14 protein-coding genes are annotated in these 17,771 nt (G+C 65.0%); 8 read left to right on the top strand and 6 right to left on the bottom strand.

The features are described from left to right. Position 1 precedes the first annotated feature (1 nt). Genes I2H36_RS01815 through I2H36_RS01825 form a run of 3 tightly spaced genes read left to right on the top strand, consistent with a single transcriptional unit; the run spans position 2 to position 3,072 of the window. Positions 2-808 (top strand): ABC transporter ATP-binding protein, encoded by an 807-nt coding sequence (locus I2H36_RS01815; protein ID WP_196262581.1) that lies wholly within the window; start codon positions 2-4, stop codon positions 806-808. A gap of 2 nt (positions 809-810) precedes the next feature. Then, complete coding sequence (locus tag I2H36_RS01820; RefSeq protein ID WP_246718596.1) at positions 811-2,388, top strand: MlaD family protein; 1,578 nt, start codon at positions 811-813, stop codon at positions 2,386-2,388. Between the two features lie 54 nt (positions 2,389-2,442). After that, positions 2,443-3,072, top strand: a complete 630-nt coding sequence (locus I2H36_RS01825) for an ABC-type transport auxiliary lipoprotein family protein (RefSeq protein WP_246718597.1) — start codon at positions 2,443-2,445, stop codon at positions 3,070-3,072. A 311-nt stretch (positions 3,073-3,383) separates the two neighbouring features. On the opposite strand, the gene I2H36_RS01830 is transcribed toward I2H36_RS01825, so the two are convergent. Then, positions 3,384-8,165 (bottom strand): apolipoprotein A-IV repeat region-like domain-containing protein, encoded by a 4,782-nt coding sequence (locus I2H36_RS01830; RefSeq protein ID WP_196262177.1) that lies wholly within the window; start codon positions 8,163-8,165, stop codon positions 3,384-3,386. A 316-nt stretch (positions 8,166-8,481) separates the two neighbouring features. On the opposite strand from I2H36_RS01830, the gene I2H36_RS01835 reads away from it, so the two are divergent. Both I2H36_RS01835 and I2H36_RS01840 read left to right on the top strand, forming a co-directional pair. Further along, positions 8,482-8,802 (top strand): 2Fe-2S iron-sulfur cluster-binding protein, encoded by a 321-nt coding sequence (locus I2H36_RS01835; protein ID WP_196262178.1) that lies wholly within the window; start codon positions 8,482-8,484, stop codon positions 8,800-8,802. Positions 8,803-8,817: 15 nt separating this feature from the next. Continuing rightward, positions 8,818-9,243, top strand: coding sequence for a universal stress protein (locus I2H36_RS01840; protein WP_196262179.1), 426 nt, complete (start codon positions 8,818-8,820; stop codon positions 9,241-9,243). A 63-nt stretch (positions 9,244-9,306) separates the two neighbouring features. Here I2H36_RS01840 and I2H36_RS01845 read toward each other — a convergent pair whose 3' ends face one another. The 4 genes from I2H36_RS01845 to I2H36_RS01860 form a co-directional block, all read right to left on the bottom strand. Beyond that, positions 9,307-9,876 (bottom strand): hypothetical protein, encoded by a 570-nt coding sequence (locus I2H36_RS01845; RefSeq protein ID WP_196262180.1) that lies wholly within the window; start codon positions 9,874-9,876, stop codon positions 9,307-9,309. A gap of 61 nt (positions 9,877-9,937) precedes the next feature. Further along, on the bottom strand, positions 9,938-11,113 hold the full coding sequence (locus tag I2H36_RS01850) for a vWA domain-containing protein (RefSeq protein WP_196262181.1): 1,176 nt from the start codon (positions 11,111-11,113) through the stop codon (positions 9,938-9,940). A 61-nt stretch (positions 11,114-11,174) separates the two neighbouring features. Continuing rightward, positions 11,175-12,968, bottom strand: coding sequence for a cation:proton antiporter domain-containing protein (locus I2H36_RS01855; RefSeq protein WP_196262182.1), 1,794 nt, complete (start codon positions 12,966-12,968; stop codon positions 11,175-11,177). 240 nt (positions 12,969-13,208) lie between these two features. Next, on the bottom strand, positions 13,209-14,495 hold the full coding sequence (locus tag I2H36_RS01860; protein WP_196262183.1) for a cystathionine gamma-synthase family protein: 1,287 nt from the start codon (positions 14,493-14,495) through the stop codon (positions 13,209-13,211). 104 nt (positions 14,496-14,599) lie between these two features. On the opposite strand from I2H36_RS01860, the gene I2H36_RS01865 reads away from it, so the two are divergent. Next, entirely contained in the window at positions 14,600-15,448 is an 849-nt protein-coding gene (locus I2H36_RS01865) for an AAA family ATPase (protein WP_196262184.1), read from the top strand. Continuing rightward, positions 15,448-15,972: a SixA phosphatase family protein gene (locus tag I2H36_RS01870; RefSeq protein WP_196262185.1), complete on the top strand. Its 525-nt coding sequence runs from the start codon at positions 15,448-15,450 to the stop codon at positions 15,970-15,972. Before I2H36_RS01865 ends, I2H36_RS01870 begins: the two co-directional genes overlap by 1 nt. Here the strand turns inward: I2H36_RS01870 and I2H36_RS01875 are convergent. Beyond that, positions 15,969-16,490, bottom strand: coding sequence for a GNAT family N-acetyltransferase (locus tag I2H36_RS01875; protein WP_196262186.1), 522 nt, complete (start codon positions 16,488-16,490; stop codon positions 15,969-15,971). The two genes, I2H36_RS01870 and I2H36_RS01875, sit on opposite strands and share 4 nt — an antisense overlap. Before the next feature lie 150 nt (positions 16,491-16,640). Here I2H36_RS01875 and I2H36_RS01880 point away from each other — a divergent pair, with 150 nt between their 5' ends. Then, the gene (locus I2H36_RS01880) at positions 16,641-17,714 is read left to right on the top strand and encodes a hypothetical protein (RefSeq protein WP_196262187.1); all 1,074 of its coding nucleotides are present in this window, start codon (positions 16,641-16,643) and stop codon (positions 17,712-17,714) included. Positions 17,715-17,771: the final 57 nt, after the last annotated feature.

Here is a 17,771-nt window from a genome sequence, read left to right on the forward strand (position 1 = left end):
GATGCTCGAGCGCCGCCACCCGGACCTGACGAAGAACCGCGAGGTGATCATCCGCGTTCGCGGCGTGGAGGTCGGCTTCGGGGAAAAGACCATCCTGAAAGGCCTCGATCTCGATGTGTATCGCGGCGAGATCCTGGGCTTTGTCGGCGGCTCCGGTCAGGGCAAGTCGGTCCTGACCCGCGCGATCTTAGGGCTCGTGCGCAAGCGCGCCGGCACCATCGAAGTGCTGGGCCGCAACCTCGACGAGCTGTCCTCGGACGAGCGCCGGCAGCTGGAGCGTCATTGGGGTGTGCTGTTCCAGCAGGGCGCGCTCTTTTCGGCCCTGACCGTCAAGCAGAACATTCAGGTGCCGATGCGCGAATATTTGCACCTGTCGGACCGCCTGCTCGACGAATTGGCCATGCTCAAGATCGAGATGGTGGGGCTCAGCCCCGACGCCGCCGACAAACTGCCCTCCGAGCTATCGGGCGGCATGATCAAGCGCGCGGCCCTAGCCAGGGCTCTGGCCCTCGACCCGGAAATCGTCTTCCTCGACGAGCCGACCTCCGGACTCGACCCCATCGGCGCCGGCGAGTTCGACGACCTGATTGCGACGTTACAGCGGACTTTAGGCCTGACCGTATTCATGGTAACGCATGACCTGGACAGCCTCTACTCGGTCTGCGACCGGATAGCGGCTCTGGGCGAGGGGAAAATCCTCGCGGAGGGTCCTATCGAGGCGATGCTGGCCTCGGACCATCCGTGGCTTCGCTCTTATTTTCATGGGAAACGGGCACGCGCGGTCATGACCGGCGGCGCGCAAGGGTAACGATGGAAACGCGTGCAAATTACGCCTTGATCGGCCTTTTCACCCTGGCGGTGATCGCAGCGGCCTTCGGTTTCGTCTACTGGTTCTCCGGTGGCGAACGCGGTCAGGCGCGCCAGACGATCCGCATCGTGTTTTCCGGCTCTGTCTCGGGTCTTTCTCAGGGCTCTAGCGTGTCCTTCAACGGCCTGCGGGTCGGCGATGTCTCAAGTCTTGAGCTTCTGCCGGAGGATCCGCGCCGGGTGGTGGCCATCGCGTCGGTCAACAGCAGCACGCCGATCCGAGCCGACACCCGCGCCCGCCTGGAATACCAGGGCCTGACCGGCGTCGCGAATGTGGGTCTCACCGGCGGCGAGGCGGGGGCGCCTCCGCTGGTCGCCGGCCCCGGCCAGCCCATGCCGACGATCTTCGCCGACCGCTCCGACTTCCAGGATCTCATCGAAAGCGCCCGCAACATCGCCCGCCGGGCCGATGACGTGCTGGAACGGGTGGGCCGCGTCGTGACCGACAACGAAGGCGCCATCAGCCGTACGATCCAGAACGTGGAGCGCTTCTCTCAGGCCCTGGGCGAGAACGCGGAGGGCATCGACCGCTTCCTGGCCCAGGTCGGGCAGGCAGCAGAGAAGGTCGGGCCTTTGGCCGAGAAGCTCGAGACGCTCGCCACCAATGTGGACGAGGTGGTGCGCGCGGTCGACCCGCAGCGGGTGACGCGCATCGTCGAGAATGTGGAAGGCTTCACCCAGGCCCTGGGCGAAAGCCGGCAGGCGGTCGAGAGCACCCTGCGCAATGCCGATAGCCTCGTGGCTCGCCTCAACGAAACTGCGCCCAAGCTCGACAGCGCCATAGGGGACATCTCGAACGTGGCGAAGGCCATCGATCCAGTCAAGGTCGGCCGCACGGTCGACAAGGTTGAGGAGCTGGCGAACTCCATCGACGGGCAGCGGGTGTCCCGGATCGTCGAGAACACGGACAACTTCACCAGGGCTCTCGGCGAAAACCGCGAGACGATCAACAATGCCCTCCGGGATGCCGCGAGCCTGATTGCGTCTCTCAATGTCACCGCGCCTAAGCTGGACAGGGCTGTGAGTGAGATCACCGAACTGGCCCAGGCCGTTGACCCTGCCAAGGTCGGTCGCACGGTCGACAACATCGACACATTCACCCAGACCCTGAGCCGCCGCAGCCCTGACGTGGACAAGGCGATCCAGGAGGCACGCTCGATCACCGAGAAGCTGAACAAGTCGGCGGACCGCATCGACGGCGTTCTGGCAGGGGCAGAGAAGTTCCTGGGCTCGGCATCCGGCGAGGCAGGCAAGGGCGCCTTCGATGAGATCCGTGCTGCCGCCGTCTCCGTGCGGGAGTTGGCCGACGATCTCAACCAGCGCACTGAGGGCATCCAGGGCGTCTTGTCCGGCGTGGGTCGGTTCACGGATTCGGGCTTGCGGGAATACGAGGCGCTGGCCGTCGAAGGTCGCAGGACCTTGGGCGATATCAGCCGCGCGGTGCGCAGCATCGAACGTAATCCACAGCAGTTTCTTTTCGGTGGCCGTTCGAACCTCCCCGAGTACAATGGACGTCGTTAAGTAACCAGTATGCGTGGATCCTCCGTGTTAACTCCCGTGACTGCACGAGCCTGCATGCTCCGGCGCCTTGCCCCGGTGGCGGTTCTGGCTGCCCTGACGGGCGCCTGCTCGTCGGGCCCTGCGCCCGCGACCTTCGATCTTTCGGCGCCGTCCGCCCGGATCCGGGGGGCTTCCGGCGTTCAGGTTCTGGTGAACGAGCCCGCAGCTCTGCAGCAGCTCTCGACCCAACAGATCCTGGTCAAAGATGCCAGCGGCTCCGTGTCGTTCATCGGAGGAGGGCAGTGGGCCGACAACCTGCCCCGCCTGATCCAGACCCGCCTGATAAACACCTTCGAGAACGCCTCCCAGCTGCGCGGAGTCTCCCGACCGAGCAGCGGTGCGGTGGCCGACGTCCAGCTCATCTCCGAGCTGCGGCGCTTCGAGATCGCGACCCCCGATAATCAGGCGGTCGCCGAAATTTCCGTGAAGATCGTCAGCGACCGCGATGGCCGCATCGTCAATGGCCGGATCTTCCGCACCAGCGTTCCAGCCAGCGCCGTCGACGCCCCGAACGCGGCACGCGCCCTCGACGAGGCGCTCTCCGTGGTCATGCTCGACATCGTCCGCTGGGTGAGCGGCAGCCAGCTGCCCCGCCGCGAGGATCCGGGCACCGCTGCGGCGGGTGAAGACAAGGCACCGGCTTAGAGAGCCATTCAGCACAATATCGACCATTTCGTTTGTCATCACCGGCCTTGTGCCGGTGATCTCGTTTCGGAAGGGCGCATACGCTTTTCACAATCGGGATAGCCGGAACAAGCCCGGCCATGACGAAGAGGGTGTCATCCCCGGCGAGCATCAGCGAGGGAAGGGGATCCATGGCGCTCAGGGTATGACTGAATTCCTTTCCCCTCCGCTGCGCTCCGGCCGGGAATGATTCCGGCGCATTAGCAGACCATCGACAACGAAAAACGCGGCCTTAAGGCCGCGTTTTTCGTATTCAATTGAGTCTAGACGGCTCAGTCGAACCGGCCGCTCGCATGGGCCAGCATGGTGTAGACCTTGCCGGTCTCAGACGTGAGGTAGGTCTTCGTCAGCATGGAGTCGCGGTCGTCACGGGAGACCTCGGCGAGCAGGCGCTCGAACTCTTCCACATACCGGTCCACCGTCTGCCGGAACTCGTCGTCACGGCCGTACTTGCGGCGGATCTCGTCGAAGGTCTGCTGACCCTGCAGCGTATAGAGCCGGCGGGTGAACACGTTGCTCTCGCCGCGGCGGTAGCGGTCCCAGAGCTCCACGGCCGCGTCGTGATCGATCATGCGGGCGATATCGACCGAGATCGAGTCGAGCGACTCGAGGCTGTTGGTGCGGGCGCGATCGGGACGACCTGCAGTGCTGCGTGCCGGCTCCACAGCGTCCTCGCGTGAGGCGCGGTTGAGAAGATCCGACAGCCATCCGCCACGGGCACCAGCCTCTGGGGCGGGGGCCTCCTGACGGCGCGGGGCCGGGCGCTCAGCCGCAGGCGGGGCCTGGCGCACGGGAGCCGGGGCAGGCGCAGGCTTCGGTTCCGCCTGACGCGCCAAGGGAGCCGGAGCAGGGGCGGGCGTCGGGGCAGGCGCCGGAGCAGGTGTTTGGGCGATACGTTGCTCGACCGCGGCGGCGACCGCCGCCATGGTCGCGGCAACCGGGGTTTCGTTGACGGCGGCCTTGCGCGGCTGGGCCGCAGGAGCCGCGTCGACCAGGCGGTTCGAGCGTGACACGAGAGCCGAAAGCTCGTTCAGAGCCTTGATCTGGTCGGCGACGACACGGCGCATGTTGGCGGTAGTTTCCTGGGTCTCCTGCGGCAGCTCGACGACGCCGCGGCGGAGTTCGGCGCGGGTGGCCTCCAGCTCGCGCTGGATGTGGCCTGTCATGCCGCGCAGCTCGCCCATGGCATCGCGGAACTTCGCGGTGGCGTTGCCCAAGGCCTCGGCCATCTCGGCTGTCGCCTGCTCGTAGCTGGCGCGCAGGGCTTCCGCCGTCCGCTCGCTTTCTGCACCGGTGGTGGCACGGATGCGCTCGAACTGCTCGCCGATGGCGGCCGTGGTGGTGTCGGCCGCCGAGGACAGGACCGAGCCGATCTGGCGCGCCTTGGCTTCGGCATTCTGGAGAGAGCCCTCCAGGAGGGTGGTGAAGGAACGGGTGACGGATTCGAGATCTTGCGAGCGCTCGCCGATCCGGGTCAGGAGCTCATCCAGGGCCTGCTGGCGGCTCGAGAGGGCCTCGTTCATGCGCGCTTCCACGCGCTCCAGGGCGGTCGCCGCCTCGGTGAGGGTGCGCATCTGCTCACCTGTGGTGCTGGTGAGCGCTTGGCCACGCTCTTCGAGGCTGCGGGCCAGTTCCAGCGCCTGCTGGATCGCGCTGGACGACACGTTGCGCAGTTCGTCGACCTGTTCGGCCACCTGATCGGAGGCGCGGCCGGTCTGTGTGGCAATCTCGGACAGGAGCGTTTCGATGTGCTGGACGCGCCCGGCGAGACCGTCTTCGACAGCCCCGAGATTGCTGCTGGCAGAAGCTGCCACCTGCTGGAGCATGCGGTTGGCGTCGGTCAGGCGGCCGAGCACGTCGGTGAGTTCACCGCGCAGGCGCTCGTTGGCACCGGTGAGGGCCTCCACCGTCTGCTCGGTTCCCTCGTTGATGGACGCACGCACGGCTTCCGTCGACTGCAGGTAGGAGGCGGTAAGCTCCATCGTGCGCTCTTGGAGCGACGAAAGGAGGGTGGTGCTGCGTTCTTCAAGACTGCGCAAGGTCGCGTCGCTGATGGCGGCAACCTCACGGCCGATGACATCGCCACGGCTGCCTAGGCTCTCGACGAGCGCTGCGCCCTGGGTGTCGAAGATCGAGCGGATCTCGCCGATGCGGCCAGTGAGCGAGCCGAGCACGGCCTGGCCGCGCTCGTCGATGGTCTCGGCAGCGCCGGTCAGGCGGTTGACGACGCTGTCCTCGAGCATAGTGACGCTCTGGTTGAGAGCGGCCGCGAGTTCTTCGGTGCGGCTGCCCAGCGTCGCGGCAATTTCTTCCGCGCGGCTGCCCAGGGTCTGGTTGATCTCGAAGGCACGGGCGCCGAGGGTCTCGGAAATCTCGTCGGCGCGGGTGCCCAGAACCTCGTTGATCGCCGTGATGCGACCGTCGAGGGACTGGCCGATCTGCTCTGCCTTGGAAGACAGGGTGTCGGCAATGGCATTGGTCTTGGCCGTGATCGCCTGGCTGATCTCGTCCACGCGGGCCTGGAGGGCTGTGGCCACGTCGCGGCCGCCTTCGGCCATGACGCGGGCCATCTCTCCGGTGCGCACGACGAGGGCCTCGTTGAGAGCCGTCGAGCGGGCGCCGAGCACGCTGTCGACCCGCTCGACGATGGTGTCGAAGTTGGCCGCGATCTCGGTGGTGCGGCGGGAGGCATGGTCCTCAAGGGCCGAAAGCTGCGTCTCGATGGCGGTGGTCGCCTCGCGGGCACGCTCGGTGAAGGACTCGGCCACGGTGCGGCCCTGTACGGTGATCAGGCGGTCCATCTCTTCGAGGCGACCGGTGATGGTCTCCGTCATGCTGCCCACATCGCGGGAGATGCGCTCGGCCACTTCGCTGCCGCGGGTGGTGACGTCCTCCAGGGCCGTAAGGCGGGCCACAAGGGTCTCTTCCATCTCGCGGGTGCGGGTGTCGACGGTCGTGGACAGGGTCTCGGCCGTGCGGTTGAGGGCCTCGTTGACGCGCGAGCCCTGGCTCGCGATGGCGAGGACGATGTCCTTTGCGGTGTTGGCGAGGCGGGTCTGTGCGTCCTCGGTATGGAGCGACAGGGTCTCGGAGAATTCCTGGCCGCGGTTTTCGAACGCGGAGCGGAATTCCACGACCTGTGTTCCCATGAGGGTCGACAGGCGCTCGCCGGCCTGGGTGAGGCTCGTCTCGAGGGCTTGACCCTGAACAGTGACGGATTCGCTGACGCGCAGGCTGGCGGTCTCAAGCCGGCTGGCGAGATCCTCGACACGGGTGCCGATGGACTCGTCGGCGAGGCGCACGGCGCTCTCCAGGTGCTCGCGCACCTCGCTGCCGCGCTGGCTGATCTCGCGGGTGACGTCGCCGGCCGTGGTCGCCAGGCTCTCGCGGAATTCGTTGCCGCGCAGCACGATCTCGTCGACAACGCCGGTGCCGGTGCTGGCGAGCTGCTCGCGCAGGGAGCTGCCACGGGTGGCAAGCTCTTCGATGAGCGAGGAGGCCGTAAGGGAGAACTCCTCGCGCACGGTGCCGCTGCTGGTGGTGAGGGCCTGAACCAGGGTGGCGCCGGTCTCGGAGAGCTGCTCGCGCACCTGGGTGCCGCGGGTCACGATCTCTTCGCTCACGGAGGTGCCGGCCGCCGCGATCTGGTCGCGCATCTCGGCCGTGCGGGCGGAGATGTCGTCCGCGATCACACCGCCGGTGGCGGCAAGCTTCTCGGTGATTTCGGATCCGCGCTGGGCGAAGCTGTCTTCCAGGGTACGGGCGGTCTGCTCGAAGGCTTCGCGCACGTCGTTGCCCTGCTGGGCGAGGGCGTCGATCACGCCGCGGCCGGTCTCGGCCAGCGTGCGGGTGACCTGGCTCGCACCTTCCTGCAGATGGCGGGTCAGGAGATCGCCGGTGCGCTCGAAGGCGCCGGTGATGTCCTGGGCTTTGCTCTCGAGAGCTGTCGTGATGGTGACGCCCACCTCTGCGATACCGTTCTTGATCTCGTCGCTGGAGCCTGCGAGGCGGTCGACCAGCTCGACGCCGCGGCTCGCCATCTCCTCGACGACACGCTCGCCGGCGCGGCCGAGAGCCTGGGTAATGTGATCGCCCTGCTTCTCGAGCGAGGCGGTGACCTTATCGCCCGCGCCGCTGACGGCGGACACGACGCGCTCGCTGGCGCCGTCGAGATCCTGGATCAGGTTCTGGTGCACGCCGTTGATCGAGCCGCGCACGCGCTCCGCGTTCGACACGATGGCCTCACGCTGTGCCACAAGCTCGTCGATGAGCGAGCGAATGCGGATCTCGTTGTCCGAATAAGCGCGCTCCAGAGTGGAGATTTCGCTGCGCACCAGGGTCTCGAGTTCGCCGGCGCGGGCCAGGGCCCGCTCGACGCCATCGCCCACGGCCGCCACTTCACGGCGCACAGCCTGCGAGACGGAGAGGACCGCATCGGTAGAGAAGCTCTCGGGCTGGGCAAGGCGCGTGGCCACTTCGCCGATTGCGCGGGCCACCATCTTCATCTCCTGCGACCGGACGGTGAGCATGGCGGCGATGAAAAACAGGAAGATCGGCCCGACGAGCCCAACGGCGCCGAGCGCCAGCTGGGACATGGAGAACGTAGCCAGCAATTGCTCGGGCGTGGTGACGCCTCGGGTGTAGACGAGGGCACCGATGCCACCGAGCCAGAGCAGGGAGAGAAGCGTGGCCATCCAGTAGGCCCGACGGGAGGGGCGTACCTGCAGGGCCTGCAGCATCACGCCGACATTCTGGCGGTCGTCATTGGCAACGGCATTCCGGTCAGGGGCGACGAAACCGGAACGGGCCCTATCGTCGAGCCGCGGATCGTGGTCGTCGGCGTGAGCGGAGAGGGAGTCGGAGCCAAGCCCGAAGGGGCCTCTGGTGAAGTCGTGATCGTCGATGTCGGGCAGCTTGGGCTCGTCGCCGAAGGGCTTGTCACCCGGCCGAGACGGGGTGTGGATCACGAAAGTCTCGTCAAGGTTGAGTGCCTGCTCCACAGCCGTGAGGGCTGCTTCAGCCGGGTCCTTCATCTTCTTGTTCTCGGTCGCCATGATCCGCCCTCGTGACGCAACTGATGATTCTGAAGCCGCACTCTCTTCACGAAAAGCAAGGTGAATGCATGGCCACAGCCGCTACGGCCGACCCTAAGAGGGACTTCCGCACGGTAATCTGTCATTTACCAAGCAAGTCTAGCGGCCGATCTGAAACAAGGAAACCAATTGTCCCCTGTCACTTGCGAACGTCGTTAACGGCTTAGTAACCTGCACTACGGGGCACAATGCGGCAAAAAGACGGCATATGCCGCGCCCGTCTCTCGTCTTCCGGCGCAGTCTGGCATAAATATGCGCCAGCAAGCAGAGGCCCGCAATGATCCAGATTACGTTCATCGATAACGAGGGAACCTCCCGCACCGTCGAGGCGGAGGAAGGCGCAACCGTTATGGAAACCGCCATCCGCAATGGCGTTCCCGGCATCGAGGCCGAATGCGGCGGTGCCTGCTCCTGCGCGACCTGCCATGTCTATGTCGCCGAGGAGTGGGAAGCCGCCACCGGCCAGCCTCAGCCCATGGAGGAGGACATGCTCGACTTCGCCTATGATGTGCGCCCCAATTCGCGGCTCTCGTGCCAGATCAGGGTGCGGCCGGAGCTCGACGGTCTCGTCGTTCACACTCCCACCCGGCAGGGCTGAACCTGGAGGCAGATCATGTTCAAGACCATTCTCGTTCCCGTCGATCTCGGCGAAGTCGAAGCAGCCAAGCCTGCGATCGATAAGGCGGTCGAACTCGCCAGGAGTTCAGGCGGCTCCCTGCGGCTGATTTATGTGCGGGCCATTGTGCCGGTCACATACATGGAGTTCATGCCCCCGGCCTTCGACGAGGAGCAGCAGGGCGAGGCGGAGGTCAAGCTTGCTGACATGGCGGCCGGCGTCGCGCTGCCGGCCGAGCGCGTCTCGGCGGTGGTCCGTCTCGGCTCCGTCTACGCCGAAGTCCTGGACGAGGCCGAGCAGACCGGCGCCGACCTTGTCGTGGTCGGCTCGCATCGGCCCACTATGGCAACCTATCTCATCGGCTCCAACGCCTCCACCATCGTGCGGCACGCCCGATGCTCGGTGCTGGTGGTGCGGGCTTAGGGTTAAGCTCCGCTGTCATTCCGAGGCGACCATAGGTCGAGCCCGGAATGACAGGTGCAGAGATTAAGATGCCTTCGGCAGCAGCTCTTCCGGCAGCGCTTCCGAGCGGAAGGGGCGGGGCTTGTTGAGGCGGATCATCGGCTCGATCTGCCAATAGCCCACGATGGCAAGAAGAATTCCCAGCAGCGCCACGGAGGTCGCCCCCATCTGGAACGCCTGCCAGATCAGGTAGGCCATGGCCAGGAGGGATGCGATGGCGAGGCCTGATGTCGGCAGCCACAGGCCCATCGGCTTGCCGGCCACGAACTGGACCTCGGGATTCGCCCGGATGATGGCCTCGCACAGGGTCTTCACGAAGGCGCGGTATTCCTTTGTCATCTCCTGGGCCTCCACGAGGCTCTTCCAGTCGAGGGAGTTGAAGGTGAAGGACTTGCCGTCCTTCATGACCACCTTCGTGCGGTAAGACTTATTGGCCAGCCGTCCGGGCTCGAAGGTCATGCGCACGGTGTCCACCGCGCCGAGCTGGACCTCATGCACCTTGCGGCCGGAATCAACCGTAAGCGTGCTACCCTCCAGGGTGAATGAGATCGGCCCGCCGAAGGGCTTGGGGCTGTGGGTGTAGGTCTGGGTCATGAGGCTTCTTAAACGGGTGCTGTCGTTCCGGCAAACAGGTCCCCGGAATGCGGGCTGATCCCTATCGTACCAGTTCGCGCACGGCGTGGTCGATGCCTTCGAGATTGAGCGGATACATGCGCTCACCGAAGGTCTGCTGGATCAGATTGATTGATTGCGTGTAGCCCCAATGCGGCTGTGGCACCGGGTTCAGCCACACGGCCTTGTGGAAATGGTCGAGGATGCGCCGCAGCCAGACTTGGCCGGATTCCTCGTTCCAATGCTCCACGGATCCGCCGGGATGGTTGACCTCATACGGGCTCATGGAGGCATCACCGACGAAGACCACGCGGTAGTCGGACGGATAGGTGCGGATCACGTCGAGCGTAGAGATCTTCTCGTCGAAGCGCCGGCGGTTCTCCTTCCACACGTTTTCATAGACGCAGTTGTGGAAGTAGAAGTGCTCGAAATGCTTGAACTCGAGTCTAGCTGCCGAAAATAGCTCCTCGGCAATCTCGATGTGCCAGTCCATGGAGCCGCCGACATCGAGGAAGAGCAGCACTTTCACGGCGTTGCGCCGCTCGGGCCGCAGGCGCACATCGAGATAGCCTTTGTGGGCGGTCTCGTGGATCGTCTCGTCGAGGTCGAGTTCCTCAGCCGAGCCGGTGCGGGCGAAGCGGCGCAGGCGGCGTAGCGCGATGCGCATGTTGCGCACGCCGAGTTCGACGCTGTCGTCGAAATCCTTGAACTCGCGCTTGTCCCACACCTTCACGGCGCGGAAGTTGCGGTTCTTGTCCTGGCCGATGCGGATGCCTTCCGGGTTGTAGCCATAGGCGCCGTAAGGCGAGGTGCCGGCGGTGCCGATCCACTTGTTGCCGCCTTGGTGGCGGCCTTTCTGCTCCTCGAGGCGCTTTTTCAGGTTCTCCCAGAGCTTGTCCCAGCCCATCGCCTCGATCTGGCGCTTCTCCTCGTCGGTGAGGTAGCGCTCCGCAAGCTTGCGCAGCCATTCCTCCGGGATCCCGGTCTCCTCGACGGCGCGGCCCATGCTCTCGAGGCCCTTGAACACATGGGCGAAGACCTGATCGAACTTGTCGAAATGCCGCTCATCCTTCACCAGGCAGACGCGGGACAGATAGTAGAACTCCTCCACGCTCTTGTCGGCGAGGTCCAGGTCGAGCGCCTCCAGAAGGGCGAGATACTCCCGGAAGGAGACCGGTACCTTGGCTGCGCGCAGCTCTGTGAAAAACGTCAGGAACATCCGGCCAATGTCGGGCACTGGCTGGCGAGGTCAAGCGCCAATCGCGCTCCCGCCGCAGCGTTCATTTCCCAACGGTCCGGCGCGCCCGGAACTCAGAGCGGTCCGGTTTGCGGGCATTCCTCCTCTTGAGAACCTCCCGGAACTCGTCGCGCCGTTCGTGGATCGAGGCGATCACGAGTCCCATAGGAACGCCGATATCCGCCAGCACCGCTTCGCTCAACTGCAGGGAGGCTTCGATGGTTTCAGGCACCGCATCGTCCACGCCCATGTCGTAGAGCTGGGCCGCATGCTTGTCGTCGCGGGCGCGGGACACGATGGTGATGTCGGCCCGCTCTTGCCGGGCCGCCGTCACGACGGCCCCGATGGAGCTCGGCGTGTCCAGGGTGATGACGAGAGCCCTGGCCTGCTCAATCCCGCAGGCGCGCAGGAATTCGGGATGGGAGCCGTCGCCGAAATAGACCGGCTTTCCGGCTCTGCGCTGCTCGGCCACGCGGGCGGGATCCATGTCGATGGCGAGATAGGGCACCTTGTGGCGTTGGAGCATGTCGCCCACGAGTTGGCCGACGCGGCCATAGCCGGCGACGATGACCCGTCCGCGCTCCTCCGGCGGGGGGAGGACAGCGATGGCAGGATCGACGGGGCGCTTCTTCTCGAGTCGGCGGCTCAGGCGGCGCCCGAGGCGTGCGAAGAACGGGATCGCCACCATGGTGAGCGTGGTGACCAGCAGGAGGTTCTGCCCGACATTGCTAGGGACTAGCCCGGCCACCATGGCGCTGCCGAGAATGACGAGGGCGAATTCGCCTCCGGGGCCGAGGAGCAGCCCCGTCTCGGCGGCTTCGGCCGCATTCAGGCCGAACGGGCGGCTTAGCCAGAAGATAATCGCGCTTTTGACCGCGATCACGAAGGTGGCCACCGCCAGGATCGTCAGAGGAGCTTCCAGCAGGTGGAAGACGTCGAGGCTCATGCCCACCGAGACGAAGAAGACGCCGAGCAGCAGGCCTTTGAAGGGCTGGATCGTCGTGTCGACGGCGCGCCGGTATTCGGTTTCCGAGAGGAGGATGCCGGCGATGAAGGCCCCTAGCGCCATGGAGAGCCCGCTCACGGCCGCGATCAGGCTCGTGACCATCACCACGAGCAGGCACGCTGCCATGAAAAGCTCCGGGCTCCGCGTGGCAGAGACGAGCTGAAAGAAGGGGCGGAGGATGACGCGGCCGAGGCCAATGATCACGACAAGCGCAAGGACGGCCTGAAGCAGCAGCAGGACGAAGGAGGACAGCGTGACATCGGGTTTGCTGGTGTCGAGCACCGCGATGGTGAACAGGATCGGCGCGACTGCGAGGTCCTGGAAGAGCAGCGCGGAGAAGCTGGCGCGTCCGGCGGAGGTATTCAGGCGTTTCTGCTCCGCTAGTACGGGCAGAACGATTGCGGTCGAAGACAGGGCCAGCGCAATGCCGATGAGCACGGCTGCCGTGATGGTATTGACGATCTTCAAGGCAAAAAGGCTCAGGGCCAGGGTGCAGAGCACCACCTGGAGGGTGCCGAAGCCGAAGACCAGCCGGCGCAGGATGCGCAGGCGCTGCCAGGACAGCTCGATGCCGATGGTGAAGAGCAGGAAAACGACGCCGAATTCGGCGAGCCGCGATGTGCCTTCCGGATTGGTGAAGGTGAGCCAGTCCACCCAAGCGTATTCGGGAATGAGGCGTCCAAGGCCGAAGGGCCCCAGCAATGCGCCGGCAGCCAAGAACCCCAGCACCGGGCTGATCCGCAGCCTGTGGAACAGGGGGACGACGATAGCGGCCGTTGCCAGGAAGAGGATCGGTTCCTGATAGGCGTAGAGGTCTATCGCAGCGGCCATTGCTTCCTTCCGGTCGAGGATATTGTCGTTCTAGCCGCGAGGAATGCGCAAGAGGTTAATGCTGCTTGAGGTGGATGGCGGGCGCGACATGAACGCATGGAAGCGGCCATGATGCAGCGGGTGTCATACCCGGCGCGCCGAAGGCGAGGGAAGGGGATCCAAAGCGCCGAGCGCGCGAGTGGATTCCCTTCCCCTCCGCTGACGCTCCGGCCGGGAATGACACGGAGCGTCTAAACATGTCTAACCCAACGTCGACAGCGCCTGCGACAGATCGGCCACGAGATCGTCCGGGTGCTCGATACCAATCGAAACACGGATGGTGGCGTCCGAGACGCCGAGGCGGTCGCGGGTCGCCTTCGGCACGCCGGAATGGGTGGTGGAAGCAGGATGCGAGATTAGGGATTCGGTGCCGCCCAGGCTGACTGCCAGCTTGAACACCTGGAGCGCGTTGAGCACCCGGAAGGCTTCGGCCTCGCCGCCCTTTACGTCGAAGGAGAAAGTAGAGCCGGGGGCGTCGCACTGCTCCTCATAGACCTGACGGGCCCGGGAGCCCTCGGGCAGGTAGGCGAGGTGATGGACCTTCACGACGCTCGGGTGATCGTGCAGGAATTGGGCGACGATCTCCCCGTTGCGGTTCGCCGCGTTCATGCGCAGCGCCAGGGTCTCCAGCGAGCGGCCGAGCATCCAGCAGGAATGCGGATCGAGCTGGGTGCCGATAGAGGAGCGCAGGAGGCGTACGGTCTTCATCAATTCCTTGGAGCCGAGCGCTGCGCCGGCGATGAGATCCGAGTGGCCGCCTACATATTTCGTCAGCGAATAGACCGAGATGTCGGCGCCGTTCTTCAGGGGCTTCTGGAAGACCGGACCCAGCAGGGTGTTGTCGCAGACGATCACCGGCCGGTGTCCCTGAGCCTCGCCGATCTCGTCCGCGACGGTGCGCATGAACGCGATATCTACGAGGGTGTTCATGGGGTTAGAAGGGGTCTCGATCTTGATCACCGAGACACGCCCCTTGGCCATCGCCTCCTTGGCGGCGACCCTGATGCCCGCCTCGTCGACGCCGTCGCCGAAGCCGACGGCTCCGATGCCCATGTTGGCGAGTGTCTTGGCGATCAGGGTCTCAGTGCCGCCATACAGCGGCTGCGAGTGCAGGATCACGTCGCCGGGGCGGGCGAAGGCCAGGATCGTGGTGGCGATGGCCGACATGCCGGACGAGAACAGGAGGCCTGCCTCTGCCTCCTCGTAGATCGCGAGCCTGTCCTCGACGATCTCGGAATTCGGGTGGTTGAAGCGGGAATAGACGAGGCCGGCGGCTTCGCCCTGAGGCGGCTCACGCCTGCCTGCCACGTAGTCGAAGAATTCCTTGCCGTGCTCGGCGCTGTTGAACACGAAGGTGGAGGTCAGGAAGACCGGGGGCTTCACCGCGCCTTCCGACAGGGTCGGATCATAGCCGTAGCCCAGCATTAGGGTCTCGGGCTTCAGCTTATGATTGCCGATGCGGTCCTTGTGATAGCGGTTATGAGCCATAGGTCATTGTCCTCCTGATTTGTTTGTCATGGGCTTAGCCTATGAGGACGATTGCCGAAAGGCCGGGGCAGGACTTAGGGTCTGATAAAGCGAGGAAGAGTGGAATGGCGCGTTTCGCCGGAACCGAATCGTATGTGGCCACCGAGGACCTGACAGTTGCCGTCAATGCGGCCATCACCCTTGAGCGTCCGCTCCTGGTCAAGGGCGAGCCCGGCACGGGCAAGTCGGTCCTGGCGGAGGAGATCGCAAGGAGCCTGAACGCTCCGCTTATCACCTGGCACATCAAGTCCACCACCAAGGCCCAGCAGGGTCTCTACGAGTACGATGCCGTCTCCCGCCTGCGGGACAGCCAGCTCGGCGACCCGCGCGTCTCGGACATCCGCAACTACATCAAGCGCGGCAAGCTGTGGGAGGCCTTTGCCTCGGACGAGCGGCCGGTGCTCCTCATCGACGAGATCGACAAGGCCGATATCGAGTTCCCGAACGATCTCCTGCTCGAGCTCGACCGCATGGAGTTCTTCGTCTACGAGACCGGTGAGACGGTCAAAGCCGCCCGGCGTCCCATCGTGATCATCACGTCCAACAACGAGAAGGAGCTTCCGGACGCTTTCCTGCGCCGCTGCTTCTTCCATTACATCAAGTTCCCCGATCCGGACACCATGGGGCGCATCGTCGAGGTGCATTACCCCGGCATCAAGCACCGGCTGGTCGAGGAGGCGCTCAAGATCTTCTTCGATGTGCGCGAGGTCCCGGGCTTGCGGAAGAAGCCCTCCACCTCGGAGCTGCTCGACTGGCTCAAGCTGCTCCTCTCCGAGGACATTGGACCCGAGCAGCTGCGCGAGCGCGACACCCGCAAGCTCATCCCGCCGCTCCACGGGGCGCTATTGAAAAACGAGCAGGATGTGAGCCTGTTCGAGAAGCTGGCCTTCATCGCCAGACGGGAAGGACGCTGATGCTCCGCCTTCTGCTCCTCCGCCATGCCAAGTCCAGCTGGCCGCCCGGCATCCTCGATGTCGACCGTCCGCTCGCGAAGCGGGGTCAGGAAGCCGCCCTCGTCATGGGCGATTACCTGAAACGGGAGCGGCTCGCGCCCGATCTCGCCATCGTATCCTCGGCCCGGCGCACGCAGGAAACCTGGGAACGTGTCCAGCCAATCCTCGGCGAGATCAAGATGCGGCTGGACGGGCGCATCTATGAGGCTCCCGTCGGGCGACTGCTAGAGGTGGTCCGCGAGGTGAAGCCGGAGATCGGCACGCTTCTGCTCATCGGCCACAATCCAGGCTTCGAGGAACTCGCCAAGCTGCTCATCGGCGAAGGCGACATGGACGGCATCCTGCGGCTCGGCCAGAAATACCCGTCCGCCGGCCTCGCCGTGATCGATTTCAGGCTGGCGAGCTGGAGCGACGTCGCTAAGAAAACCGGTCGGCTCGATCGATTCGTAACCCCGAAATCGCTGGGCAGCGGCGAGGACGATTAGGCGTCTTCGGATTGCGGCAGGTCGAGATAGAGCAGTTCTTCGTCGTAAAACGTGTCGCCGACTCGAAGGGCCTTGCGCTGAACCCCATAGGGCCTGAAGCCGAGCCCGTGATAGGTGCTCCGGGCGCTATCGTTCGTGAGCCCCACCACGGCTTCGAGCATTATTACATGTCGACAGGCGTGGTCGATGACGCACTGAACGAGCCTTTTGCCCACCTGGTGCCCGCGCCATTCCGCCTTCATGTAGACACCCCACAGAACACCCCTATGGCGGGCTTTGACCCGGTCATGGACGGCAAAGCCCGCCACGCCGATGAGAGCGTGATCGGCAAAGGCCCCGAAGACCACGTTCGGGCTTGTGGACAGATGCGCTCGCATCGCCTCAAGCGGTATCGAGGCTTCTTCCTCGTAGCTCGCGCCGAAGGCCTCGGGCGCGACGGTGAGCGCCTCTAACCTCAGGTCGCGAAACGCCTCAGCGTCGGTTTGTTCGAGAACACGGATCAGGACGTCGGAGGTCATGAATACCTGCTGCCGCTGAAGGGGCTACTTGTTAAATACACGATCCTCATGATCAAGAGAGGGGTTTGAGGATGAACCTATCGGCCCCACCATCGTTTGGCCTGAAACCTCATCGATTGTTTCCGGCCGAAGCAGGGGCTGATCCTCACCATGGTGCCTCAAACCTTTTATGCGCTCGTCCTTGCGGCTCGCGCGCTCCTGCCCGGCGACTCAGGTTCCGCCAGCGATACCTTCCGGCCCGATCCGCAGGCCGTTGCCGCCCGATACGAGCCCTCTAGCCGCGAGGTCACCAACTGGCGCTCCGAAGCCATGGACGCTCTGGAGCCGAAGCCCGTGGTGGCCATGGCTGCCCTGTTCCGCGCCGAGCGCCCCTTCGTCGCCCGCTGCGTCAAGCTCAACAATTACTGGTGCATCAAAAGCGCCCGGTGGAACGGGGAGCTCGCCACCGACAGCGAGGGCCATGTGGGTTTCATCTCGGCCGATCACAGCGCCGATGCCGCCGCTACCCTGCTCCGGCGCTACTACCTGGAGTTCAACCGCAAATCCGCGCTGGACATCGTGCGCCGCTGGGCGCCGGCCGAGTGCAACGTGGCGACGGGTATCGGCGGCATGGCGATGCTGGCCGTAAGAGGGATCGGCGGCACTGTCCGGGCTCAATATCTCGCCTCGCGCAGGCAAAAGGGCGGTGCGGTGCGCTACACGGCGAAGGCTGGTCCGGGCGGCAAGCCGGGCCGGGTCTCCATGGTGATCCCGATGACCTCGAAGACGCCCCAATACCGCGTGCCGAGCATCGCCGCTGGCATGGGCGAGAAGCCGAAGCCGGCCAAGCCGCCGGAGCCGCTCGTCGCAACCCGCCGCAAGCCCGCGAAGGAGGCCGCCACCATCGCCTCGGCCGCGCCGAAGCCTGCTCAGAAGGTTCAGGTTGCCGCGGCCTGCCCCTCCGAGGAGCAGCGCCACCGCAACTATGCGGGCCGGATGGTCGAGGGGCTGGGCTTGGGCCCAAGCGACGACCTGAAGCTGTTCGCGGCCGACGGCACGCCCCAGCCCAACCTCACCCAGGTGATGCTTGCCATGTCGGCTTTTGAGCTTGGTACCCTGCGCGCGAGTCCCGAACTCGTTGAGGGAGCGATCGAGCGGGCGATCGCGAAAGTGCAGGAGAATGCGCAGGCGGCTGCGCAGAAGGCCCAAGCGTTCAGGAATGAACCGACGGGCGTGGAGCGCTAGAGCGCCTTGCACGTTAGGATTTCAAGCCCCACCTACGAGCTTGGCTTGAGAGCATTA

The sequence above is a fragment of the Microvirga terrestris genome (assembly GCF_015694425.1).
In the GTDB taxonomy this organism is placed as follows: domain Bacteria; phylum Pseudomonadota; class Alphaproteobacteria; order Rhizobiales; family Beijerinckiaceae; genus Microvirga; species Microvirga terrestris.